The sequence below is a fragment of the Holophagales bacterium genome (assembly GCA_016699405.1).
GTDB lineage: Bacteria > Acidobacteriota > Thermoanaerobaculia > Multivoradales > JAGPDF01 > JAAYLR01.
Map to the genome: position 1 here is coordinate 4292274 of CP064972.1, position 24018 is coordinate 4316291.

14 protein-coding genes are annotated in these 24018 nt (G+C 69.8%); 2 read left to right on the forward strand and 12 right to left on the reverse strand.

Annotated elements, in window-relative coordinates:
- Nucleotides 1–54: 54 nt before the first annotated feature.
- The 9 genes from IPJ17_17815 to IPJ17_17855 all read right to left on the reverse strand — a co-directional run bounded on the left by IPJ17_17815 (nt 55) and on the right by IPJ17_17855 (nt 16252).
- Entirely contained in the window at nt 55–2550 is a 2496-nt protein-coding gene (locus tag IPJ17_17815) for a PAS domain S-box protein (GenBank protein QQR73320.1), read from the reverse strand.
- Between the two features lie 193 nt (nt 2551–2743).
- Nucleotides 2744–6043: a protein kinase gene (locus IPJ17_17820; GenBank protein QQR73321.1), complete on the reverse strand. Its 3300-nt coding sequence runs from the start codon at nt 6041–6043 to the stop codon at nt 2744–2746.
- A gap of 19 nt (nt 6044–6062) precedes the next feature.
- Nucleotides 6063–7136, reverse strand: coding sequence for a ribosome small subunit-dependent GTPase A (rsgA, locus tag IPJ17_17825; GenBank protein QQR73322.1), 1074 nt, complete (start codon nt 7134–7136; stop codon nt 6063–6065).
- Nucleotides 7133–7405 carry a DUF2164 domain-containing protein gene (locus IPJ17_17830; protein ID QQR73323.1) on the reverse strand — a complete coding sequence of 91 codons (273 nt, stop codon included), beginning with the start codon at nt 7403–7405 and terminating at the stop codon, nt 7133–7135. Before IPJ17_17830 ends, rsgA begins: the two co-directional genes overlap by 4 nt.
- A gap of 320 nt (nt 7406–7725) precedes the next feature.
- Nucleotides 7726–9147 carry a hypothetical protein gene (locus tag IPJ17_17835; GenBank protein ID QQR73324.1) on the reverse strand — a complete coding sequence of 474 codons (1422 nt, stop codon included), beginning with the start codon at nt 9145–9147 and terminating at the stop codon, nt 7726–7728.
- A gap of 427 nt (nt 9148–9574) precedes the next feature.
- Complete coding sequence (locus IPJ17_17840; protein QQR73325.1) at nt 9575–10000, reverse strand: hypothetical protein; 426 nt, start codon at nt 9998–10000, stop codon at nt 9575–9577.
- Nucleotides 10001–10241: 241 nt separating this feature from the next.
- Nucleotides 10242–11462: an SGNH/GDSL hydrolase family protein gene (locus tag IPJ17_17845; protein QQR73326.1), complete on the reverse strand. Its 1221-nt coding sequence runs from the start codon at nt 11460–11462 to the stop codon at nt 10242–10244.
- A 54-nt stretch (nt 11463–11516) separates the two neighbouring features.
- Nucleotides 11517–13331 carry a hypothetical protein gene (locus tag IPJ17_17850; protein ID QQR73327.1) on the reverse strand — a complete coding sequence of 605 codons (1815 nt, stop codon included), beginning with the start codon at nt 13329–13331 and terminating at the stop codon, nt 11517–11519.
- Nucleotides 13332–13342: 11 nt separating this feature from the next.
- Nucleotides 13343–16252 (reverse strand): caspase family protein, encoded by a 2910-nt coding sequence (locus IPJ17_17855; GenBank protein QQR73328.1) that lies wholly within the window; start codon nt 16250–16252, stop codon nt 13343–13345.
- Between the two features lie 461 nt (nt 16253–16713).
- On the opposite strand from IPJ17_17855, the gene IPJ17_17860 reads away from it, so the two are divergent.
- Together IPJ17_17860 and IPJ17_17865 are read left to right on the forward strand one after the other, a co-directional pair.
- Complete coding sequence (locus IPJ17_17860; GenBank protein ID QQR73329.1) at nt 16714–17253, forward strand: hypothetical protein; 540 nt, start codon at nt 16714–16716, stop codon at nt 17251–17253.
- Nucleotides 17241–18590: a trypsin-like peptidase domain-containing protein gene (locus IPJ17_17865; GenBank protein QQR73330.1), complete on the forward strand. Its 1350-nt coding sequence runs from the start codon at nt 17241–17243 to the stop codon at nt 18588–18590. Before IPJ17_17860 ends, IPJ17_17865 begins: the two co-directional genes overlap by 13 nt.
- A 140-nt stretch (nt 18591–18730) precedes the next feature.
- On the opposite strand, the gene pckA is transcribed toward IPJ17_17865, so the two are convergent.
- The 3 genes from pckA to IPJ17_17880 form a co-directional block, all read right to left on the reverse strand.
- On the reverse strand, nt 18731–20389 hold the full coding sequence (gene pckA, locus IPJ17_17870; protein ID QQR73331.1) for a phosphoenolpyruvate carboxykinase (ATP): 1659 nt from the start codon (nt 20387–20389) through the stop codon (nt 18731–18733).
- The gene (locus tag IPJ17_17875; protein ID QQR73332.1) at nt 20386–21603 is read right to left on the reverse strand and encodes a pyridoxal phosphate-dependent aminotransferase; all 1218 of its coding nucleotides are present in this window, start codon (nt 21601–21603) and stop codon (nt 20386–20388) included. Before IPJ17_17875 ends, pckA begins: the two co-directional genes overlap by 4 nt.
- Before the next feature lie 154 nt (nt 21604–21757).
- A complete protein-coding gene (locus IPJ17_17880; protein QQR73333.1) occupies nt 21758–23905 on the reverse strand; it encodes a hypothetical protein in 2148 nt (715 codons plus the stop codon).
- Between the last annotated feature and the right edge of the window lie 113 nt (nt 23906–24018).

The window sequence follows — 24018 nt, forward strand, 5'->3', positions numbered from 1 at the left end:
CTCGAACCCTCGACAGAAGGAGCCCGCGGGGGACAGGCACCGATCGGCCGAACCTCAGCTCGGATCGATCGAGCGGCCTCTCCCGTTCGGCGGCTGGAGGGTGAACCAGAAGGTCGCTCCCTCGCCGGGTCGGCCCTCCGTCCAGACGCGACCGCCGAGCTTCTCGACGAAGCGCTTGACGATCGCCAAGCCCACCCCCGTGCCCTCGACCTCCTCGGGACGATGGAGGCGATGGAAGAGGCCGAAGAGGTTCGTCGCGAAGGCGGGATCGTAGCCCTCGCCGTTGTCGCGGACGTAGAAGGTCACCTCTTCGCCGCTCCGCTCACCGCCCACTTCGATCACCGCCAGCTCGCGACTCCGCGTGAATTTCAGGGCGTTGCCGAGCAGATTCTCGAAAATCTGCCGCACCGCCACCGCGTCGCCGGCGGCCTGGGGCAACTCGTGGATCCGGAGCTCGACGGCCCTCCCCTGCCAGCGCGGCTCCAACCCCTGCCAGGCCTCGCGAGCGAGCGACGCCATCTCGAGATCGGCGAGCGCCAGGCTGACGCGGCCGGCACGGGAGAAGTCGAGGATGCCGTCGATCAGCCGCCCCATCCGCTGGGCGTTCTCGCGGATCCGGGCGAAGAGACGCAGCGCTTCGGCATCGAAGTGGGGCTCGTACTCTTCGGCGAGGAGCGCCGCGTAGCCGTCGATCGCCCGCAGCGGCGTCCGCAGGTCGTGCGAGACCGAGTAGCTGAAGCTCTCCAGGTCGAGGCTGGCGGCCTCGAGCTGCTGCGTCCGCTCGCGGACCCGCGCCTCGAGCTCCGCGTTCAGCCGGTGGATCTCGTCGCGCGTCGCGCGCAGCTCGTCCTCGGCCGCCTTGCGCTCGCTGATGTCGCGTGCCACGCCCAGCACGCCGACGAGGCTGCCGCCGGCGTCGACCATCGGCGTCTTGACCGTCTCGAAGAGGCCGCGGTACCCGCCGTCGGCGAAAGTCAGCCACTCCTCGTTGCGGATCGGGCCGCCGACCGCCATTGCCCGGCGATCGTGACGGCGAAAGAAGTCGGCCATTTCCCGGCTGACGAAGGCGTCGTCGGTCTTGCCGACGATCTCGGCCTCGCTCGCCCCGTAGAGCCGCTCGAACTGCGGGTTGCAACTGAGGTAGACCCCTTGCGGGTCTTTCAGCCAGACGAGATCCGGGATGGTCTCGACGAGGGTGCGCAGGCGCAGCTCGCTCTCGCGCAGCTCGCGAAAGGCCAGCAGGTTGGTCAGGCTGTCGCCCAGTCGATGGCCGATCGCCTCGAAGAGACGCACATCCTCCGGCGACCAGACCCGCGGGTGCGAACACTGGTGCACGACGAACATCCACGGTCGCCGCCCCTTCGGGAAGATCGCCATGGCGAGCTGTGACTGGATGCCGAACTCGGCCGCCACCGCGCCCGGCAGCGGCATCGCGGGATCCTGGCCGAAGCTCACCGGGCCGCGCGACTCCAGCAGCGCTCGAAAGACGCCCTTCGTTTCGCTCTCGATCGGCAAGTCGAGACCGAGAGCGAGCACCCCCGGATACTCCGGTCGCGTCCGCTCGATCGGCACCGTCCAGGTCTCGGCCTCGGGATCGCAGGGGTAGATGAGGCTTGCCCGGTCGCAGTCGAGAATCGACAGCACGACATCCAGGGCACACCTTGCCGCCTCTTCGATGTTGTTGGTCGCCTGGAGCGCCCGACTGACCCGGTCCATCCCCTCGAAGAAGCGGAGGAGTCCGGCTCGCTCCACCTCGGCCCGCTTCGCCTCGGTGACGTCGAGGTTGACGCCGACGAACCGGCGCGCCCCCGTCCTCTCGTCGGCGATCACCTGGCCGAGCCAGCGAATGCAGCGCACCTCGCCATCCGGACGGACGATGCGGAACTCGCTCATCCGCATCGCGCCGCTCTTCACCGCTTCGCGGTAGCCGTCGCGAGTGCGCGCCAGATCGTCGGGGTGGACGAGCGTCCAGCAGAAGGCCGGGAGGTCGCCGTCGAACCCCGGCGGGAGGCCCCAGATGCGGTCGATCTCCGCCGTCCAACTCGCCTTCCCGGTCTCCAGATCGGCATCGAAGGCGCCGACCTGACCGATCTTGAGCGCGAGCTTGCGCAGTTGGTCGCTCCGCTCGAGCGCCTCCTGGGCGCGCTTGCGCTCGCTGAGGTCGCGGACAATGCCGAGGACGTGCCACGCGCCGTCGAGGCGGACCGCGGAGATCGACATCTCGACCGGGATCTCGCTGCCGTCGGCGCGCCGAGCGGTCACCTCGAGCGTCCGACCTCCCGCCGTGTCGCCCTCGGCTCGCAGGAACCGGGCGAACCTGGCGCGGGCCTCGCCCAGCGCCGGGACCGGGGCGAGGACGTCGAAAAGGTCCGCCCCGATCATCTCGTCGCGCGTCCGGCCGAAGATCCGCTCGGCCGCGGCGTTCCAGCGAGTGACGCGAACCTCCTGGTCGAGCACGACGATGGCGTCGTGCGCGCTCTCGACGAGCCGCTCGAGAAGCGCCTCGGCGCGCGGAAGCGCGCCCACGGGAGGAGTCGGCGCCGTCGTCAAGGGAGCTTCTCGCGACCTTCCATCCCCGACGCTCCGTGGGCTCTGCCGAGGGTTGGCAACGGTCCGGCTGCGAGCAACGGCAGCCTTCAAGGGTTCATCGTACTCCCGTCGTCACCTCCGACGCACCCCCAGTCTCTCCGGGTGGTGCAATGCGGCGGGGGAAGGGGAAGCCGGCGAGCGGTTGCCTGCCGAATCAGCGGCTCGCCAGACGGCGGCGCACGGCCTCGGCCCGCGCGGCGAGGGCGACATCGCCGAGGCGGCGCGCCTCACTCGCCAGGCGCTCGAGCAGCACGGTCGCCGCCGTGCCGCCGTCGAGCTCCGCCAGGTCGATCGACGCCTCGATCTCGGCGAAGCGCGCCCCCTTGGCGACCGCGAGATCGCGGCCTGCGACGAGCAGGCGCCGTGCCTCCGCCTTCTCGCCGCGCGCCGCCAGCGTCGCTGCCCGGGCGAAGGCCGCGGGATAGGAGACGGTCGGCCAGAGCGGCATGGGCGCGAGCGCCACGGCGCGGGCACTCTCCCGCTCGGCCCCCTCGAGATCGCCGCGTGACAGGTCGATCCGGGCGAGGAAGGTGCGGGCGTACGCTTCGAGGAAGCGATCCGACGCGGTCTGCGGGTCGCGCGCGATCGCCACGAGGCGGGCGGCGATCTCCTCACCGCGCCCCGTCGCCAACAGCGGCAGGGCGAGATCGGCTTCGGCCCAGAGGGCGCTGCGGTGTTGTCCGAGGCGGCGCCAGAGGGCGAGTGCCTCGCCGAACTGCCGCTCGGCCTGCCGCGGATCGCCCGCGCGCAGCGAGAAGCCGGCGACGCTCGCCAGACTCTGGGCCTCGTCCGCCTCGCTCTGCCCGATGGCTGCCGCCCGACCCTCCTCGGCCATCTGGCGCGCTCGCTCGAGATCGCCGGCGAGCTCGTAAGCCTGGGAGGCGGTGATCGCGACCGAGGCGCGACAGCTCGCCGAGCGGAGCTCGGCGCAGAGTGCCAGGCACTCGTCGAAGCTGCGCACCATCGCGGCGACCTCCCCGCGGCGGAAGGCGATCTGCCCGAGGTTGTTCAGCAGACTGCGTTCGGCGCTGCGCGCTCCCCGGGCACGCGCCGTGGCGAGCGCCGCCGTCCACGAACGCTCCGCCTCGTCCCAGTGGCGCGGATCGCTCCCGCCGGCGGCCTGCTGGACGACGCCACGTGTCCACTGGAGGCGCATCTCGAGGATCGGATCGCCGACTCGCCGTGCCCAGGTCAGCCCCCGGTCGAGGCGCTCGAGCTGGTCGGCGAAGCGGGCGCCTCCCATCTCCGCGAGGGCGGCCGCCTGGCGCAGCAGCGCCTCGGCGACGAGCGTCGCCGCGTCGCGGGCGACGGCCAGTCGCTCGGCCCGTTCGGCGATCGCCAGGGCACGCTCGCCCTCGCCCATCACCTCGGCGGCGCGCGAAGCACTGAGCAGCAAGCGGAGGTCGAGGGCCGGATCCCCTTCCCTGGACTCGAACGGCGCCAGGGCGACGAGGGCATCGCGCGGCCGGCCGGCGGCGAGCGACGCACCGACGTAGTCGAGCACCGCCTCGGGCTGATCCGGGTGCGCCCGAACGGTCTCGGCGAGCAGCGCCGCGGCCCGCTCCGCTTCGCCGGTCAGGCGGAGGAAGTTCGCCTCGACCTGGCGTCGCTCCGCGGCGTCGAGCAGTCCTGCCCGCGAGAAGGCCTCCCGGGCGGCGTCGATCGCCTCCCGTTCGCGGCCGCCGCGCTCGAGCGCCCGGGAGAGCTCGTGCCAGGCGAGGGGGAAGTCGGGCGCACGCCGCGTCGCCTCGGTGAGTCGCACCACCGCCTGCTGCGCCTCGAGGCGACGCAGGTGATCCACCCCTTCGACATAGGCGCGGCGCGCCGCGAGATCCTCGGGCAGGCTCTTGACGAGCGCCGTCCCCCCGCCGCCCGCCGGCGGCAGCCCCAGCGCTCCGCGCAGCTCGCCGGCGACGGCATCGGCGAGCGCGAAGAGGTCGTCCGGCCGCCCGGTGCGGCTGACCGTGGCGACCGTCGCTCCGTCGCTCGCCCGCTGCAGCCGAACCACCAGACGCAACGATCCGCCCCCCGGCGCTCCCACCAGGCTGCCGGTCGTCAGCCAGTCGACGCCGAGGTTGCGGCCGATGCGCGCCGCCGTCGCCGCGGCGTAGCTCTCCCGTCCGTCGAGATCCAGGTCGCGCGCCATCCGCTCGACCTCTTCGGCCGAGGCCACCCGCACGACGTCCTCGGCCGCGAGGCTGCCGCGCAGGAGCTCGGCCATCGCCACCGCCAGCCAGGCCTCGCCGTCGGGCGGAGACAGGAGCGACTGCAGGCCGAGCACCGCCATGCGAGGTCGCATTCCCGGCACCGCGACCAGCGGGGCCGCTGGCCGGTAGCGGAACCAGACGGCGGCGGCCAGCAGGCCGCTTGCCACCAGCGCGAGCCCGACAACGAGCGCGACACGGGCACTTCGTCCTGCCGCTCGCCACGCTCCCCGCGGCGCTCGCGCCGCCTCGCTCGCTGCCGACCGATCGGCCGGCGAGGTCACAGCCGCGAGCGCGCGTGCCATCGCTCCGGCCGAGGCGAAGCGGTCGGAGGGTCGCGCCGCGAGCGCACGCTCGACGAGTGCGACGAGATCCGCCGGGAGGTCCGGCCGCAGGTCGCGCAGGTTGGTCATCTCGCCGCGCTCGTGGCGGCGAATGTGCTCGGCCAGCGAGTCGACCTCGATCGGGTTGCGGCCGGAGAGCAGCCGGAAAAGCAGCACCCCGAGGGCGAAGAGGTCCGACGCCGGCGTCGGCGGCGCCCCGGAGAAGAGCTCGGGTGCCATCGCCGTCGGCGTGCCTTCGAGCGCCGCGTAGGCCGGACCGTCGACCTCGCGCGCCGCGCCGAGGTCCATGAGAACGATACGACCGCCGCGTTCGCGCATCACGTTGGCGGTCTTGACGTCGCCGTGCACCAGGCCGGCCCTGTGCAGTGCCGCGAGCGCCCCGGCGAGGTCGAGCGCGACCTGCACCGCTTCGCCCGGCGACGACGGGCCGTCGGCGGCGAGCCTTGCCTCGAGCGTCGTGCCGTCGATCAGCTCGGTCCACACTCCGACGCGCCCGGCGTGCACCGCCGCGCCGTGCACCAGGAGGACGTTCGGATGGCGAACTCGTGCCAGCCGCCGGCCCTCCTCGAGAAAGCGGCGTGCTCCGGGCGCCTCGCCGTCAGCTCCTTGGCGGCGCAGCTTGAGCGCGACGGTGCGCGCCAGCGCCGGGTCCCAGGCCCGGTAGACCTCGCCGAAGCTGCCTTCGCCGATCCGTGCCCGCACTTGCAGCGGACCCCAGGCAAAGAGCGTCGGCTCGACGGTGGCGGGCTCCCCCGCCGTTTCGGCGAACACCGCGGCAACCTCCGCCAGCCGCTTGAAGCCGTCGACCTCGCCTTCGTCCGTCGCCGGAAGCGAATCCCAATCGACGGCCGTGCGGTCGCCGATCGCCTCGGCCGCCTCCTCGCGCCAGTCGGGCGGAGCGCTCACGGGGCGAGCTCCACGGTGGCTAGTCTCTCCCGAGGTCCTTCTTCACCGATTTGACGAATCGACCGAAGGCTTTGTCCTTCTTGCGCTTCTCAGCGTAGGAGAGCTCGTGGAAGGCGGACTCGCGGCTGAGCTTGCGGTAGCTCTCGTAGTGTCCCGCGGCGACTTCGCCGGAAGCGACCGCCTCCTGGACGGCGCAGCCGGGCTCGCCGGTGTGGGTGCAGTCGCGGAAGCGACAGCGACCGGCCCGTTCGTCGATGTCGGCGAAGCTCGCCGCGAGCCCGTCGCCGGCGCCGAGGACGCCGAGCTCGCGCATGCCGGGGTTGTCGATCACCAGCGCTCCGTTGGCCAGCACGACGAGCTCGCGCCGCACGGTGGTGTGGCGTCCCTCGCCGGTCCCGCTCACCACCCCGGTCCCGAGGAGGTCGCGACCGAGCAGCTTGTTGATCAGCGTGCTCTTGCCGACTCCCGACGAGCCGACGAAGCAGTAGGTCTTGCCCGGCTCGAGCCGGCCCTCGAGCGCGGAGAGGCCCTCGTGCGTGACGTTGCTGAGCGTCAGGACCGGGAGGTCGTTGCTGGAGCTCCGGATCTGCGCCACCTGCTCCTCGACCGCCTCGGGCTCCACCCGATCCGTCTTGGTGAGGAGCACCCAGGGGATCGCGCCACCTTCGCGGATCATCACCAGATAGCGCTCGAGTCGATTGAGATTGAAATCGTAGTGGCACGACTGAACGACCAGCACGACATCGACGTTCGCCGCGATCATCTGCAGCTCGACCACCTCCCCCGCCGCGCGGCGCCGCAGGCTGGTCCGGCGCGTCAGCAGCTCGCGCACCCGTCCGGCCGAATCGTCCGGCGACCTCTCCACCACGACCCAGTCGCCGACACACGGGAGATCTGCCGGCGACGACGACGCGTGGACGAGCCTCCCGGCGAGTCGCGCCCGGAACGCCCCCGTGTCGTCCAGCAGCAGCAACTGCTCCCGGTCGACCGCCGCCACCCGCGCGACCGAAGACTCGGCCTCCCCACGAGCCCGGAGCTGTTCGGCGAACCAGGGCGACCAACCGAGGGCGGCGAGGGAGCGATGGTGCGTCACCGGCGCCCCTTCGCCTTCGCGCTCTGCCGCGGCCAGTACGGGAGCTCCTCCTCGTAGACCTCGCCATCGAGCTCTTCGACGCGCGCCAGCAATCGCGCTTGCGCGTCGGCGACTCCGCGGTTGTAGACGCACGGGCCGACCTCTTCGAGGAAGTAGCGCAACAGCCCATCCGCCCCGAGGTGGCCGATCGACAACTCGAGCCGCTCGCGGAGGTAGCGCTCGAGCGACGCAACCGCCTGCGTGTGGGTCTCTCTCGGCAGCTCGATCATGCCCGCTCCCCTCCTCACAGCGACCGAGCGATGAGGGCAGCTGAATCTCCCCTGGACGACCCTGCCCTGGACCCTCCCGCGCTCGGCGTCCTGGGTATTCTCTCGCGAAGGCGTGGCGAAGCGATCGCCCCCTCGCCGCGAGCCCCACGCCGAGGTGCCGTCCGCCGGGGCCCGGCAGGTGCCAGCCACCTTCCCAGTGCCCGGCAGGTGCCAGCCACCTTCCCACAGGTACCCGGCAGGTGCCAGCCACTTTTCCGGTGCCAGGCACTTTTCCAGGTGCCGCCGACCTCGGGGGGGGCAACCCGGGGCGCGCGGTGCGCTCAGCGCGTCCAGCGCCAGGTCGAGCCGATCTCGAAGCCGTCCTGGAGGAGGGCATTCGAGCGGAAGCGGGCCACCGCGAAGTCATCGTCGCTCTGATTGAACACCTTGCCGATGACGGTGGGCCGCCCGTCGGTGACGACCACGGCCGCCACCGTGGCCGCGCCGCCGGGCACGAACTCCGTCTCGGCACGGGCGTCGGTCGAGAAGCCGTTGTCGAACCCGTTGCCGTCGCGCAAGAAGCGCGCCACGGTGATCGAGGAGGTGGCGAACATCGCCATTCCGGTGGCCAGGATCTTGTCGTCCGGAGCGAGCGCGAGATCGATCCAGTCGGTCTCGGTCCAGGTCACAGGGTCGAGGTCGAGCCAGCCGGGGGTCCCGACGAGCCCGAACGTCGGGTCGATCGCCTCCGCGGCCACGTCGACCCGGGTGACGAAGTCGCCGAAACCGCCGCCAGAAGAGGTGGAGACGAAGAGGACCAGCCGACCCAGGGAATCGAGGCGCACCCGCTCGACACGGCCAGCTCCGAGGCCTGGGGGCAGGGTGACGAGGCGACCGCCGGCGGCGAAGCTGCCGTTCAAGCCGCCGAGCCCGGCCCAATGACAGAAGAGGATCGGCTCGTCGGAGAGGGTCGTCCCGTTGAAGCCCCAGCCGGCGGTGAAGTAGTAGCCGTCGGGGTGTTCGACGCTCTGGCGGAACCCGCAGGAATCCCAACCAGAGCCACAAGCGGTCGATGCCTTGGAGTAGCCCGACGTGCCGAAGGTGGTGAAGAGGTCACCGCTGCCGTCCATCTTGATCACCGCGCTGCTCGTGGTCAGCACGATCGCGCCGTTGGAGTCCACGAAGACATGGCAGTTGGAGGTGGGGGTCGACAGGCTGTCGGGATCGGCGGGCAGATCGACTTTGCCGTCTCCCGAGAAGGTTGCGTCGAGCGCGCCCGTCGTAGTCAGGCGCGCGACGGCGACGCGATAGGTCGTGGCGTCCTTCGCCGTGCCGCAGACGACGATCCGGCCCGAGCGGTCGATGGCCACCGACTTCGCCTCGTCGAGAATCTGCGTGTTGCTCGGCGTGCCGAGGTCGAACGCCACGGTCTGCAGTCCGTCCCCCGAGAAGGTCGTGTCGAGCGTGCCGTTCGGATTGAGGCGCGCGATCGCGAAGTCGGTGTCCGACGCCGAGAAGCGGGCCCGGCCCACGATGACCAGACGACCGTCCGGCCCGACGGCAGCCGCGCTGGCGCGCTCCTCGTGCGTCGACCCGATGGCGAAGTCGACCGTCGCGAGGCCGTCGACCGAGAAGCTCGTGTCGAGATCGCCGTCAGCGGCAAGGGTCGGGTCGAGATCGCTGGCGCTGGCGAACACGGCACCAGCGGCCGACAGCAGCATGGGGATCAGTACGGCGAATGCGGCGGTCGCGGAAGTGCGCATCGGAGGTCCTCCTGACCAGGGAGACGCGGAATTCCGCGAACCCCGGACAGCGCCACGGCCACCCCCGAGCCCCCCTCGTCGCCGACGGCATGCCCCCAGGTGCCAGGCACTTTCCCCCTCGGCGCGAGACCCGTCGCCGGCACGGTCGGTCAGATGTCGCCAAGCACCCTTCCCGAGCTCTGCCCCCAGCAGGTGCCAACCACTTTCCCCGGGCACCCGCCCCTGACAGGTGCCAGGCACTTTCCCCGGCTTGTATCGGACACGAGACGCTCAGCCGGCGCGAGAGCCGTCGCCAGCGCGCTCCGTCAGGTGGTTGCAGGTCCCTCCCGAGCAAGAGACCAGCAGGTGCCAGCCACTTTCCCCGGGTACCCGTTCCGGCTTCCCCGGCCAACCGCCGACCAACCCGGGGGTGACGCTGACGGCGAGATCAGCCCAGGGAGGGCGAGAGCGCCTTCTTCGCGCCGAGCCAGGCGAGCGGCAGCATCACGGCGAGCCCTGCCACCCAGAACCAGAGCGGCGGAGGAATCATCAGGTTGTTGGCGACGCCGGCGAGCGTCAACAGCCCACCGACGACGATGCCCGGCCGCATCGAGCTCCGCCCGGCGACCCGCGTCGCCACCCAACCGCCGACGAAGCTGCCGAGGATCCAACCGACGAGCACGACGACCATCGCGCCCGCGGGGGCCTTCGCCATCAGCTCGGCCATCTCGTGCTGGTCCCGGACGCCGGCCGCGGCCCTGCCGAGGTCCGGGTAGAGAAGATGACCGTTGGTGAATTCGACGAGCATCATCACCGCGCTCGCGGCGACGAATCCGACCAACACGGCCCCGATGCTGCGCAGGACAGAACCCATCGAACCTCCTTGCGGCCAGCGACCGCGGTCCTCGACGCTCTCGTTTGGCGCGCGAGTCTAGAGGCGGAGCGACGACGATGGCAACCGATTCCGGCGGTCGGTTTGCCACGGCGACACGAGGCGCGGAGAGGCGCGGTGGATGCGTCGGGAAGCCCCATTCGCCTGGTTTCCTGGCCTGGTCAACCGCCGCCTCTCGCCCGATGACGGGCTGGTCAACTTGCGAACTCTCCAGTCGCTCCCCTCACAGCACCCTCCCCGGAAACAGCTCCTTGAGCTTCTTGCGGAAGAGGTCGACGAAAAGGTCGTAGCCGTCGTTCGAGGGGTGCAGCTCGTTGTGCCAGGAGCTGCGGACCGGTGCGAGCGTGCCCTGGGTCGCGAGAGCGGTGATGCCCTTGGCGGGGTCGGCGAGCTGGCCGAGCATGGCGAAGAACTTGCCGAGCATCACTTTCACCACCTCGAAGCGAATCGGGTCCTTGGGGAAGCCGCGCAGGTCGAAGGTCGGCGAGAGCCAGGGTCCGAGCCAGCAGATGCCGCCGAGGCCGGGGATGGCGTAGTCGTAGCCGTGGAAGATGAGCTGCGTCGTCGGGCTCAGCTCGTCGCGCAGGGCGATGAGGTCCTCGTAGCCGGCTCGCACGAGGTCGAGCGCGGTCTGGAATCGGCTCGCGTGAATGTGCTGTTCGGCGGTCAGGTTGGGATCGTACTGCCGGATCCAGAGTGCCATCGGGTTGTCGACGATGTCGTTGCCGCCGCCGGAGAAGAGCAGGGCGTCCCACGGCCCGCCCGCCGGGCAGCCCTTCTTCAACTGCGCGATGAGGAGCTTGCGCTCCTTGACGCCGAGCATGTAGCGCACCTCGTCGCCGGCCTTGGCCAGGCTCAGGATCGGCACGCCGAGCTTCTTCTGCAGGCGCGGGATGATCCCGCCCTTGAGCAGATGGGGCGGATAGTCGAACCAGGAGTCGCCCTCGGCGAGGATCTGCAACGGAGGCCCGCCGGCGACACCGGCCGCGCGCGCCCCCGGCTTCGCCATCCCCTCCGCCGGCGCGAGACCGCGCACGCCGCGCTTCTTCAGGATCGCCATCACCTTCTTGTACTCGTCGGCGCGGCGCGCCAGCTCTTCCTGCTGCGCCTTGGCGACGTGCTTGCGCGCCAAGCCGATCGGCGCCGGTCCCGGAGCGGGTGCGAGCCCGCGCGCCGCGGCCCGCGGTGCGCTCGCCCGCGCGAGCGCCTGCGCCTCCTCGAGGCTCACCGGCCCGACAATCGGCGCGAGAGCGCGACTCGTCCGGACCGGTTTCGTCGCCGGGCGCTTCTTCGCCGGCCGACTTGCCGGCGCGCTCTTCTTCACCGGTCGCTTCGCGACGGCCTGCTTCGTCGCCGACTTGGCCTTGAGCTTCGCCGGACGCTTGGCCGCTCGTGCCTTGGCGCGGGAGGCCTTCTTCGTCGGGGTCGTGCGCTTCGTCGCCATCGTCGCTCTCCTCGTCTGGGCTCGGATGCCGCTGCGATCTCCCGCAACGGCCCGTCAGCCCGGTTCCGTCATGCCGTTGCGCTGCGCATGGAAGTGCTGGAGCAGCCCTGTCGAGGCCGCCGAATGCTCGTCCCACGCCGCCGCGGCGATCTCTTCCGGCTGGGTTCGGAGCCATCGCCGCTGGTCGCGCAAGCGATGGCGGCTGTCGACGTCCTTGTAGACGGCGTAGGTGATCTTGCCCTGCGAGTCGATCACCAGCGTGCAGCCGCCCAGGAAGTAGCCTTCGCGCACGCGCCGTTTCTGCACCACTTCGGCGACCAGGTCGAAGCTCACCTCGTCGTCCGGAGCGACGCGGCGCAACGTGCGCAGCGAGTAGATGCCGATTTCCCCGGTCGCCCCTTTCGGCTCCATCAGTCCGAGGGGTCGTCCCGCGGCGCTGTTGCAGATCGCTCGCCCGAGCGCCCCGGCCGCCTCGCGCTGCACAGGGTCACCGGGGCGCCACCGCAGGAAGCCGCCATCGCAATCGAGGTTGAGTCGATCGAAACGCAGCTCCGGGACTGTGATCGCTGGCGTCGGCCGCTTCCAGAGCAGCGCCCGCTCCGAGAGATCGGGGACTTCCGGCACGCAGATGCCATACCGCCGGAAGGCGGTGACCAGTGCCTCGCGGTAGGCCCAGGGATCCTGCGGGTAGATCTCGAAGTCGGCGGTGATCATCGCCCGCAGGTACTCGCCGAAAGTACAGTGGTGCGACGGGCAGTAGTCGACGGCGCGGATGAGCACGTTGAGCAGCTCGCCAGCGAGCCGCGACGCCTGCTCGGCGAGCAATTCCACGGCCTCCGAGGAGAGCCGCCCCTGATAGGGCGCGAGCACTCGCCGGAGCTTGCGCGTCTGCCGCTCGAAGATGCGGCGGAAGGCGTCGAAGACCGCCGAGACGAAGACCGAGCCGAGGACGTGGACCTCTTTGGTGGGGTCGTAGAGGTAGTCGTCGGGAATCGGCTCGTTCTCGAGCCTGCCGGCGTACACGGCCGTGCGGAGCGGACTCCTGCCGGTCCCGAGCGCATAGCCGAACTGGCGGCCGATGGCCGCGAGCTGGTCGTCGTCGAGGCTCCCCTGCTTACGGTCGATCGCGCTCTCGACCACGTCGGTCTGGGCAAAGTGCAGGAAGATCGCCACCAGGTCGGCGATCGCTTCGTGGAGCGCCGGCACGTCCGGGTGCGTCGGGCGCAGGAAGTTGGGGCGCAATCCGTCGAGCAGCGCGTGGGTGACCTCGTGCGCCACCACGTCGCGCGACAGGCAGAGGTAGACATGACCGCCGGGCTGGCTCAGGCCCTGCGCGAACTCGCGCGCCTCGTCCCAGCCGAAGAGCACGGCACCTTGCCGGCGATCGTAGTAGGCGTTGGCGCCCTGGAACGCGTGCGGGCGGATGACCAGACGGTGGTCGTCGCGGGACGACCACGCAAACCCCGGGTCGCGGCCGAGGGCCCGCTGGAAGCGACCGTAGGTTTCCATCGCCACGGCGTAGGTCATCTGGCAGGCGAATCGCCGGTCGGTGGTGCTGGGATCGAAGCCGTCGCGCATCAGCACGTCGGGCCGCTCGAGGTCGACCGGGACCACCACTTCCCCGGGTTTCTCGGGGTCCTCCCGCACGACGAAGTAGGCACCGGCGGGTCCCGGATCGAGTGGCTCGTAGCGCACCGCCAGGGTGGTGATCGCCCCGTCGAGCCGCGGCACGCTCGGATCCTGCGTGTAGACGCGCAGCGGGCGGAAGGTCGGGGTGTCGAGATCGACCTCTGGCCGCGTTCGTGACTTCTCCGGCGCCAAGCCACCGACGCTCCGATGGACGAAGAACTCCCAGGCCTTCCCGGCCATCGCCGCGCCCCCTACCGCCCACCGAACAGCGGCGCGCCGGCGAGGCCCGGCGCGACCTGGTCGAACACCGGGTGCTGGCGCCCGTCGCTCCCGAACGCGCGCACGATCGCCTGGTGGAACTGCCGGTTGCTCCCCTTCTTGCCGAGGACCTCGTCGAGCACGCCGAGGGCGTGGCGGCTGAAGTTCCCCTGGCCCTCCTCCTCGTAGGCGACCTCCTTGTCCTGGCAGGCCGCGAAGTGCACGACCCCGGGGAGCGGCTCGCGCTCCGAGACCGGCACCGCCGCGCGGCTCCCTTTCCACGTCCGCTTGTAGGCGGCGATCTCCCGGGCGTTCAGCGCGATGTAGCGGGCCCGCACGTCCCGGCTCGCTCCCCCGCGAGGTGCGCCGAGCAGAGGGGCGAAGCGGGCGTTCGTGCCGGAGTGGCAGCAGTCCGTGATGAGGGTGAGGAAGGCGCCCTTCGGCAGGGTCTTGCAGGCGGCGTAGACGTCGTCGTCGAGCCAGAGCTCGCCGCGGTCGAAGTCGACGGGCACCATCACCTCGTCGAAGCCGTCCTGGTCGTCGCCCGAGAGGTCCTCCACCTGCGCCCCGTGCCCGGCGTACTGGAAGACGAGCTGGTCGCCCGGCTTCGCCCCTTGGAGCAGCTCGCGCAGCGCCTTGTCGAGCGCCGCGCGCGTCGCCTTGCCGTTCTGCAGCTTCTTGACCTCGAACCCTTCCTCGGTGAGCGCCCGGGCCCAGTTCTCGCTGTCCTGCACGCAGCCGGCGAGCGGCTGGCGCGGGTACTTGTCGATGCCGACGCAGAGCGCGCGGCGCTTCGGCTTCGTCTTGCCGGCGCGATCGGGTGAAGCGGAGCCCGCGTCGCCGCCCGGCGGCCTGGGCTCCGGCTTCATCCCCGCTCCGAAGTCGGCGTCCGGGTCGCCGTCGAGCTCGGGGTCGGGCTCCTCTCTCCCCTCGTCCGCACCCCCCGTCTCCTGCTGGCGGCGGCAGCAACAGCAGCAGCACTCCTGCTCGACCGGCTCGTTCTCGAGCGCGCGCGAGGCGAGATCGTCGAGCGCCCCACCGCGCGCAAACTCCTCGTCGGTCGGGAACATCCGGGCGCCGGGAATGCCGGCCAGCGTCGTGCGTCCGAGGATTCCACGGAGCACGGTGCTCATCGTGTACGGGTCGTTGTCGAAGTAGCCGTGTTGCCGCGACTGGGTCAGGTCGTTCGGCGGGAAGGCGTGCTCGACCTGGGAGAACTCGACCGTGGCTGGAGCCAGGGGGTTCGCCGGCACCGGCGCTCGCACGGCTCCGGCATGCGCGGCGAGACCGAAGAGCTGGCGGGTCGCTCCGTCTTCATAGAGGCAGTGCTCGAGGCCGAGAATCGGCACCTCCTTGTCTCCCTCGCAGGCGCGGCTCACGTAGTAGAGCAGCGACTTGCGATAGACCTTCGCCACGTCGTCGGCCTGCTCGGCCTCGTCGCTCATCGTGAAGACGCGGAGTTGTTCGATCTCCTGGCCCGCCCCGAGGCGCGGCGCGACGTCGCGCTGGAAGTCGTCGACGCGGATCGCCGGGGCGAGGTAGTTCAGGCTGCGGATCCGGTGCTTGCCGCTCGCCGTGACGAGCGGCAGGAAGTGCGAGAGGAGGATCGGCCCGGTGCTGTGTCCGATGGCGTGGAGCTGGACCTTCTTGCCGTTCTTGTCGAGCCAGGGCTCGAGCACTTGCCAGAATTCGTGGAGCCCGCCGGGCCGGCCGTACTCGGTCGACGGCGCCGAGCAGCGCCGCGCGTTGGCCTTCATCCGCGACCAGACCGTGGTCGCGAGCTTCTTCGTCAGGGCTTCGGAGATGTTGTCGAAGAAGTCGCCGAGGCCGCGCCGCGCGCCGCGCTCGAGCTCGCGCGGCGCCTGGAAGATCGACTGGAAGAGGCTCGATTCCCAGATGAAGTAGATCGGGTAGACGCCGTAGGAGCGCCACCACGGAGCCATGACGCGCGCGTACTCGAGGGCGCCCTTCTCGCTGTTGAGGCCGCCGTGAGCGTAGAAGAGGAGGTGCTGGCACTCCTGCTTGTCCACGGCCTCGGTGAGGTGCACGTGGACGAGGTTGTCCAGGTCCTCGGCGGTCGTCCAGACCCGCCCTTCCTTCGAGAGGATCCCCTGCGAGGTGTTGACCAGGTGCGGCAGCAGGACCTGGTACCGCGGCTCGGCACCGCGCGCCGCACGGCTGGCCGGCTCGACGAGGCCGCGCTCGATCCAGGCGGCCAGTCGCGCCTGGTCGTCGAGCGCCCGAGCGCTCTCGGGAACCTCGGCCCACGGCATCTCTTCGTCGTCGACCCCGCCGAGCGCCGCGTCGCGATCGACCGCGGTACTTCTCAATCCACGCGGTAGCGAGACGCCGAATCCGCGCAGGGCGTTGCCCGCGAGCTCGGCGGCGATGTCGGCGCGGAAGCGCTGCGGATCGAGGTCGCTCCCCGGGCAGGTCTTGCCGGTCGCGGGGAATTCGCGGTGGAACCGGACCGCGTCCGCCTCGAGCTCGAACTTGCGCAGCACGGCGCAGACGGCCGCGTACGCCGCGTTCTTCTGGTCCCCCGCGAAGGTGTCGACGACCTTGCCGTTCTCCTTCTCGAAGAGGCCGATCATCTCGATCATGAACGGCCCCTGCTTGGCGTCGCCGTTGTGCCCGCGCACGGAGGCCGGCGCGAGGTCGAACGGCCGCCCGGTCCAGAGGAGCCCCTGCGGGTCGATGGTGATGTGCTGGGCGATGTCGACCATCCCGAGGCTCATGTGCACCGTGCGCATCGCCTCGATCGACGCCAGGCCGCGAAAGTTCCCGTGCCGCGGCTGGTCGGTGCAGTGGACGTGCACCTCCGTCACCTTCCGCCCCGGCGTCCACTCCTCGAGCAACTTCTCGAATTCCCGAACCGTCAACACCTGAATCGGCCTCGGCATGGCTGTCTCCTCGATCAGCAGACGTCGTCGCATCGAAACCCGCGTACACCGCGACCATCCGGCCCCGCCCGGATGACCCGCCGACCCCGCAGCGCCATCCGCCCGAGCCCCTCGTCGCAAAAGGTGGGTTTCTGCCCTCAAGATGCAGAGACGAACGAGGGGCTGGATTCGGTCAGCACCACCGTACCCGTCGACGCCCCGCCTCTTGGAATACACCCCACTACTGCCCAGTCAGCGCAGCGGGCAAGGCACCTCGATATTCGGAAGATCTGTCGAGAACAGTAGCACGCGGTTCGGGGACAGAGGGGCCAGTTGCGCAGAAAGTGCCAGCATCCAAGCGCTCGAAAGTCGAGGAGACCGCGATAGTCTGCACGGCGAAGCTCAGCCTTCAGCTCGAAGCTGCGACACTCCCTCGGTTCGCTTTGTCGAATCGAGCACTTCCGGACAGGAGATGGTTCACCTTGACCGACCCGCGATCGAAGAAGCGATTCGAGGCCATCTGTGCCGCTCTGCTCTCTCTCGCGAGCGGACTCTGCATCGGATGGCTCGCAGGACTATCCGTATCGCCGGTCCTCTCGACGGTGATGATGACGATTCTGGGGCTGGCGGCTGGCGGGGCAACCGGTTTCCACTTCTCGAAGAGGGACTCTTCCATTACCGCGCTTTCGGTCCTCGCGCTCACGGCGTCGCTCCTCGGCGGCATCGCAGTCGGAGCCCCCGTTGGAATCGTCGCTCGAACCAACAATTGGTTCGGGGCGCCGATGAGCGCCCATGGCCCCGGAGAGATTCCGCAAGACGAGCTCGCGCAGCGGCAGGCTACTGCTGGTCTGTTTTCCATCAAGAGCTCTGAATGTGCCGAGCTCTTGAGCTCCGCAAGCCGGAGCGAGGAGGAGCTACGGCGGGTGCTCAGGGCATCGAAAGACCCGCGACTGAGTCAGCTCGCGGCTCGGCCGGTCGAAGCTCCACTCGCTCCGGTGGTGCGGGTGATATGCGCGCCCTGACGGCAATAGCCGTTTTCGGGCTGGCAGTCGGCACGAGCCGCGGCACCCACGGGGTTGAACCCGATCCCGTCCCGACCTACTTTAGATCGGTCCTCCGACTCTCTCCGCAGAACTGCGTCTCAGGACAGAACAGCGTCCTGTCGGGATTCTTGTTTCGGTCGGCAGGGCAGCTCGGAGTCCTCACGGCCCTCCACGGAGTCGCCGGATGCGAGCCCATTCGTGCACGCGGATTCGACGGGCTCTACCTGGATGACCTGACGATCAGAGCCGTCGACTTGGACCGGGATGTCGCTTGGCTCGAGTCGAAGGAGCTCGGCGCTCTACCGTCGGTACCGAACCCCTTCCCGATCGCCAGCGGAGTTCCTGACAAGCTGACCGTTGTCGGCTATCCGCAGGGGGTTTCGGCTCCGCTGGAGCATCCAGTGAATCCGCAAACTCGACGGCTGGCTCCGCTCGGGGAGCTGGTCCCGCAAGGATCGGCCGTCCGCTCAGGCCTTGAGCAGCGCAGAAGCCCCAAGCTCGATTTCGTCGTCCTCAGCCTGACGGGCGCGCTCCAACCCGGGCACTCGGGAGGCGCGATTCTCGATGCCTCGAAGCAGCTGGTCGCAATCGGAGACGGTGGGCTCAACGACGGCAATTCACAGATCGGGTGGGCGATCCCCATCTCGGCGATCGACCTCAAACCCCTGGCGTCCTTGCGAAGCGAGGTCGCGTCGCTCGGGCTCAAGCCGCGCCTCGCCGCCTTCGCTCTGCAGGATGCTCCGACTGGCATCCCAGGAGTGACTCCACTCCAGGCTCGCACCGTCGCTATCGAGGCTGACTTGAAAGCGCTCACCTCGGAGACCTGCGCGCGAGCGAGCGAGGGGCAGCTCGCGACGCTCAAGTGCGAATTTGCCAGGCGACAACTCGAAAACGAGCGAAACCGAATGGTGACGGTTCGCCGTGTTGCCCTCCTTCTCCTCGATGTCTTCTCTCCCGCTCGTTGGTCCCAGAGCGAGGAGGACTGGAGCTCGAGGAGCAGCGACATCCGCCAGTTCTACCTGCAACAGGTCGAACAGTCGCAGATCGTCCTCCTTCAGCTTCAGGAGCTCGCAATCGGGTCGAACAACGAGGAGCTCGCAAAGGCCGCGATCCTCACGCGAACGGGCGTCCAGGAGGCCTTCGATCCGCTACGGTTCACCGCGGACCCAACCTTCTGTAGCCATCTTCCGCCTCCGGCGGACCCCGCCTGCATCCCCACGGATTGGTCAGTTCAGCGCGCCCGATTCGTCCTTGCCCGCAGAGCCGTTCGGCAGCTCGTCATCTCGCTCGACGAAGAGCTCGGGAGCATGCTCTGAGCGGAGCTCTTCGATTGGGGGAAGAGCCCCCAGAGCAGGTTCTGACTTGCCGTGCCACTATTCGATGACAGACGGAGCCTACCCGCCTCCGCACCGCGGCCGAGCCTCTGAGGGTGCCACCCTCAGAGGCGGCCGAGATCTCACGCGGGCATCGTCCCCAGCCTCTTCGGCCCCGCCTGCACCACTTCCGGCGGGCAGCCGCTGGCGAAGAGTTTGAAGTTGTCGATGTAGCGGGCGGCGAGGGCGTCGTACTTCTGGTAGTACTCGTGCCGGTTGCCCCAGGTGTTGGCGGGCTCGAGGATCTCCGAGGGGACGCCTTCGCAGACTTCGGGGACGGCGAAGCCGAAGATGATGTCCTTGCGGTACGGGACGTCCTCGAGCTTGCCCTCGAGCGCGGCGTTGAGCAGCGCCCGGGTATGGCGGATCGAGATCCGCTTGCCGATGCCGAAGGGGCCGCCGGTCCAGCCGGTGTTCACCAGCCAGCACTTCGCGCCGTGCTGCAGCATCTTCTTCTTCAAGAGCTCGGCGTAGACGTACGGGTGATGCACCATGAACGGCCCGCCGAAGCAGGCGCTGAAGGTGATCTCCGGCTCGATGCCGAGGCCGATCTCGGTGCCGGCGATCTTGCTCGTGTAGCCCGAGATGAAGTGGTAGATCGCCTGCTCCGGGTCGAGCCGCGAGATCGGCGGCATCACCCCGGAGGCGTCGCAGGTCAGGAAGACAAGGTTCTTCGCGTGGCCGGCGCGCTTCTCCGGCACGGCGTTGTCGATGTACTCGAGCGGGTAGGCGCCGCGCGTGTTCTCGGTGAGGCGCTCGTCGTTGAGGTCGAGCCGGCGCGTCACCGGGTCGTAGACGACGTTCTCGAGAATCGTGCCGAAGCGCCGCGTGCAGGCGAAGATCTGCGGCTCCGACTCCGAGGAGAGCCGGATCATCTTGGCGTAACAGCCGTCCTCGAAATTGAAGACGCCGTTGACCCCCCAGCCGTGCTCGTCGTCGCCGATCAGGCCGCGCCGCGGGTCGGCCGAGAGCGTCGTCTTGCCGGTGCCCGAGAGGCCGAAGAAGACCGCCACGTCGCCGGCGGCGCCGACGTTCGCCGAACAGTGCATCGGCATCACGCCGTCGAGCGGCAGCAGGTAGTTGAGCACGGTGAAGACCGACTTCTTGATCTCCCCGGCGTAGCCGGTGCCGCCGATGATCGCCAGCTTCTGGCGGAAATTGAGGACGATGAAGGTCTCCGAGCGCGTGCCGTCAGCCATCGCGTTGGCCTTGAAGCCCGGAGCGCAGATCAGCGTGAAGTCCGGCACGTGGTGGTGCGCCTGGTCCTGCGTCGAGTTCTTGAGCAGCATGGTGCGCGCGAACATGCTGTGCCAGGCCTTCTGGGTGATCACCCGGACCGCCAGGCGGTGGTCCGGGTCGGCGCCGGCGTGCAGGTCCTGGACGAAGACGTCGCGCCCCTGCAGGTACCCGCAGAGCCGGTTGTGCAGGGAGCTGAAGCACTCCGGGTTGAACGGCCGGTTGTACTGGCCCCACCAGACGTCTTCCTCGGTCGTCTGCTCGCGCACCACGAACTTGTCGGCCGCGGCGCGCGCCGTGTGCTTGCCGGTGTCGACGACGAACGGCCCGAGGTGGCAGATCTGCCCCTCCGAGCGGAAGACCGCCTCTTCGTAGAGCGCCCCGGTCGGCAGGTTCCAGTAGACCGTGCGCAGGTTGGTGAGGCCGTGGTTCTCGAGCCCGTAGAGGCTCGCCAGGGCCTTCGCCTGCTTGGCCGCAGGCGAGTGCACGTCGAGGTTGATGTTCATGCCCAGTCCCTCACCAGGCGACGGTCGCCGATGAAGATCTCGTTCGGCGCGTCCGGGTCGAGCGCCCACTTGATGCGCTCGAGACCGTCCATGATCTCCTTGATCGTGCCGCAGTAGGAGAGGCGCAGGTGGCCGTCCATGCCGAACTCCTTGCCCGGCACGGTGACCACGCGCACGCGGTCGAGGAGGAGCTCAGAGAGCTTCTGCGAGTCGCGCTCGTAGGCCGAGAAGTCGGGGAAGCAGTAGAACGTCCCCTGCGGCTTGACGATCCGCACCCCGGGAATCGTCTTCAGCCGGTCGACCATCACGTTGCGGGCGTTTTCGAGCGTCAGGCGGAGCGTCTCGATCGGCGTCTGCACGCCGGAGAGCGCGCCGATCGCCGCCCACTGCGAGACCGTCACCGGCCCCGAGGTCTGGTGCGACTGGATGTTGGTCATCGCCTCCGAGACCTCGCGGTTGGCGATCGCCCAGCCGATGCGGAAGCCGGTCATCGCGTACATCTTCGAGACGCCCTGCACCACCACCAGGCGCGACGCCTCGCCGAGGTCCTGGGCGAACGGGTACGGATTCGGCGCCTGCGCGCCGTCGAAGACCAGGCGGTTGTAGAGGTCGTCCATCACCAGCCAGATGTTCTTCTGCTCGCAGAAGCGCACCATCTCGGCGACGAAGTCCTTGGAGTACATCGCGCCGCTCGGGTTGTTCGGGCTGTTGAGGATGACGACCTTGGTCTGCGAGGAGACGCACTCGAGCATGTCCTCGATCGTCGGCTGGAAGCCGCCGTTCGACGGCACGACCGGCACCGGCACGCCGCCAGCGAGCTTGACCATCTCCGGGTAGCTCACCCAGTACGGGGCCGGGAAGAGCACCTCGTCGTGCGGCTCGAGCACGGCGTAGAGCAGCGACATGATCGACTGCTTGGCGCCGCTCCCCACCACCACGTTGTACTGCGTCACCGAGTGGTCGTAGTGGTCCTCGGTGTAGCGGATGATCGCCTTCTTCATCGCCAGCAGGCCGTCGGCCGGGGCGTAACGGATCTCGCCGGTGTTGAGCTGGGCCGCGCAGTTGAGCACCGCGTCGAGCGGAGCCTTGGCCTTCGGCTCGCCGCCGCCGAGGTGGATCACCGGCTCGCCGCGCTCGCGCATCTTGGCGGCCTTCTCGTTGAGCTTCAGGGTGGGCGAAGCCTTGATCGACCTCGCGAGCTGACTGACGCTCATGACACTTCCTTTCTCGAAGCGAAAGAAGAAAAGAGAACCGGCCCGGTCGCCCGATTCGGGGCCGGACGACCGGGTCCTCACCGCACGATGGTCGCCGGAATCCCGCCCGGCGCCGCCACCCGGGGGGGTGGGACGGGCCCGGTCGCCGGGGGGCTCACTTGACCGGCGGCGACTCCGGCCCGTAGACGTAGCGCTCGAAGAACGGCTGCCAGGGCTGACCGCTCACCTGGTCGAGGATGGCGACGAGGTGCCGCGTCTCGGCCACCCGGTTGGTGAAGCTCTTGACGTAGGAGCGGATCCAGGTGAGGAAGAGGCGATCGCCCTCGGCGTCGCCCTTCTGCCGCCGCAGCTCCTGGCGAATGGCATGGAGCACCAGGGGACCGCGGCCGTAGAGCAGATAGTCGTGCGAGTCCGACTCGCCGTGCGAGCTGTTGAGCAGAGCGGCGAGGTAGACGCTCGCGCCCGGCTTGACCTCCTTGTCCATGCTCTTCCACTCGCGCAACTGCCGCTCGAAGACCTGCTTGCCCTGGCGCGGGTCGGCGGTGACGCTCTGCAGGCAGACCGCCGAGGCGTACTCCGAGAGGCTCTCCGAGAGCCAGTCCTCCTCGTTGCGCAGGATCTTGGCGACGTGCGGGAACCAGCCGTGCGCCACCTCGTGGGCGATGCGCTCGTTGATGCCGCGGCTGGCGATGCCGGCGATCCACCCCTCGTCCTCGTCGGCCTGGGCGCGCGCCCGGGTGAAGAACGCCTCCTTGGTGATGAAGATCATCCCGGCCGGCGCCTGCCCCCAGCCCCAGTCGTTGATCTCGATCACCTGGAGGTCCTGGAACGGGTACGGCACGCCGAGCCAGCGCTCGTAGCAGCCGCGCATGCCGAAGACGAGCTTGCCGATGCGCCGCGCCTCGTCCTCCTTCACCGTGGCGTAGGTCGAGACGTGGACGCGCGCGCCGTTCTGCTCCTCGGTGACCGTCTTGTACTTGCCGGCGAGCACCGTCGCCCGCTCCATCGGGCGCGCCAGCCGCGTCTCGACCCGCGTGCCGACGGCGGTCGTCTCGCGCTTCAGCACCTCGCCCGAGGCGAAGGGCAGGAACGGCTTGGCCGCCTCGGCGCTGACGCGGATCTCGCTCCACTCGAAGCCGCCCGCCGCGGGGCGCGGGTACCAGGACTCGAGCCCCAGCCACCAGAAGCTGTCGCCCGCCGGCCGGTCGAGGATCTCGCCCTCGGCGACCACCTCGAGCTGGACGAGGTCGCCCTTCTTCAGCGGTCGCGGTGGCGCGACGAGCAGCGAGCCGTGCTGGTGCGAGAACGGCGCCGGCTGTCCGTCGAGCGTGACGCGCGTGACGGTGTACGGCTTGAAGGCGTCGCGGCTGTCCCAGATGCCCCTCAGCAGGGAGAACGGGAGCAGGCGCAGTCCGTCGACCTGCGCCTGCACGCGCGAGCGCGTCGTGACCTGGACCTGTTCGCCCTTCGGGTTCGTCAGGGCGATCTCGGTGTCGACGACCGCCAGGTTGAATGGCGTGGGCTCCCACCAGGCGCGACCGATCGGCTGGACGACGAGCGACTCCTGGACCCAACGGCCCGCGAGCGCCCCGACGGTCGTCGGCAGGTTCCACACCCCGAGCAGCGACTCGGCGCGAGCGAGAGGACGCGGGTCGACGTCAAGCACCAGGTCGTCGCCGGCGCGATGCAACAGCGCCCAGCGGTAGCCCGGCTGACCGTTGGCGACCGAGAGCGCCAGGTCGCGCCCGGGGTTGCCGTCGAGGCGGTTCTCGAGCGCCCGGGTGAGCCAGCCCGGCAGGGCGTCCGTTGCGGCGATCCCCGGGGAATCCGCTGGCGGCGCGGGGGTCGCGGTCGCTCCCGGCGCCGGTGCCGCCGCGGGGATCAGGTCGATGCCCCAGATCGCCGCCGCCTCGAGCGTGAGCTCGAAGGTCGCCGGCACCTGCGTCGCCTCGAGCCCCACCGAGAGGCCGGCGGCCTTCAGGTTGTGGCGGGCGAGCGGCAACGAGAAACGGTCGTCGATGGTGTAGCGGAAGACCGCCTTGCCGCCGATCAACAGGCCACAGACGCGCCCGTCGGCCACGAGCGCCCGGACGTTGCCGGGCTCGAGCGGACGGATCTCCCCACGCCCCACCGCGAGTGAGGTGAGCGGCCCGACTCGCGGACCGAGCCTCGCCCCGTCGAAGGTCGCGGCAAGCCGGGCGAGGTCGGCCGGCGCCTCCTCGGCGCACGCCGACCCACCGCCGGCGACAGGGACCGCGAGAAGCAGGGCGAACGCGACGACGGCGAGGGAGCGGGTCGGCATGTCGACCTCCGCACGAAGCACAGGGTTCGTGCTCAAGGGTACGACCAACTGCAGTACGCCCTGCCACCCGCGCGGGTAGCTCGCCCGAGAGTTCCGTGACGGAGAACGGAGGG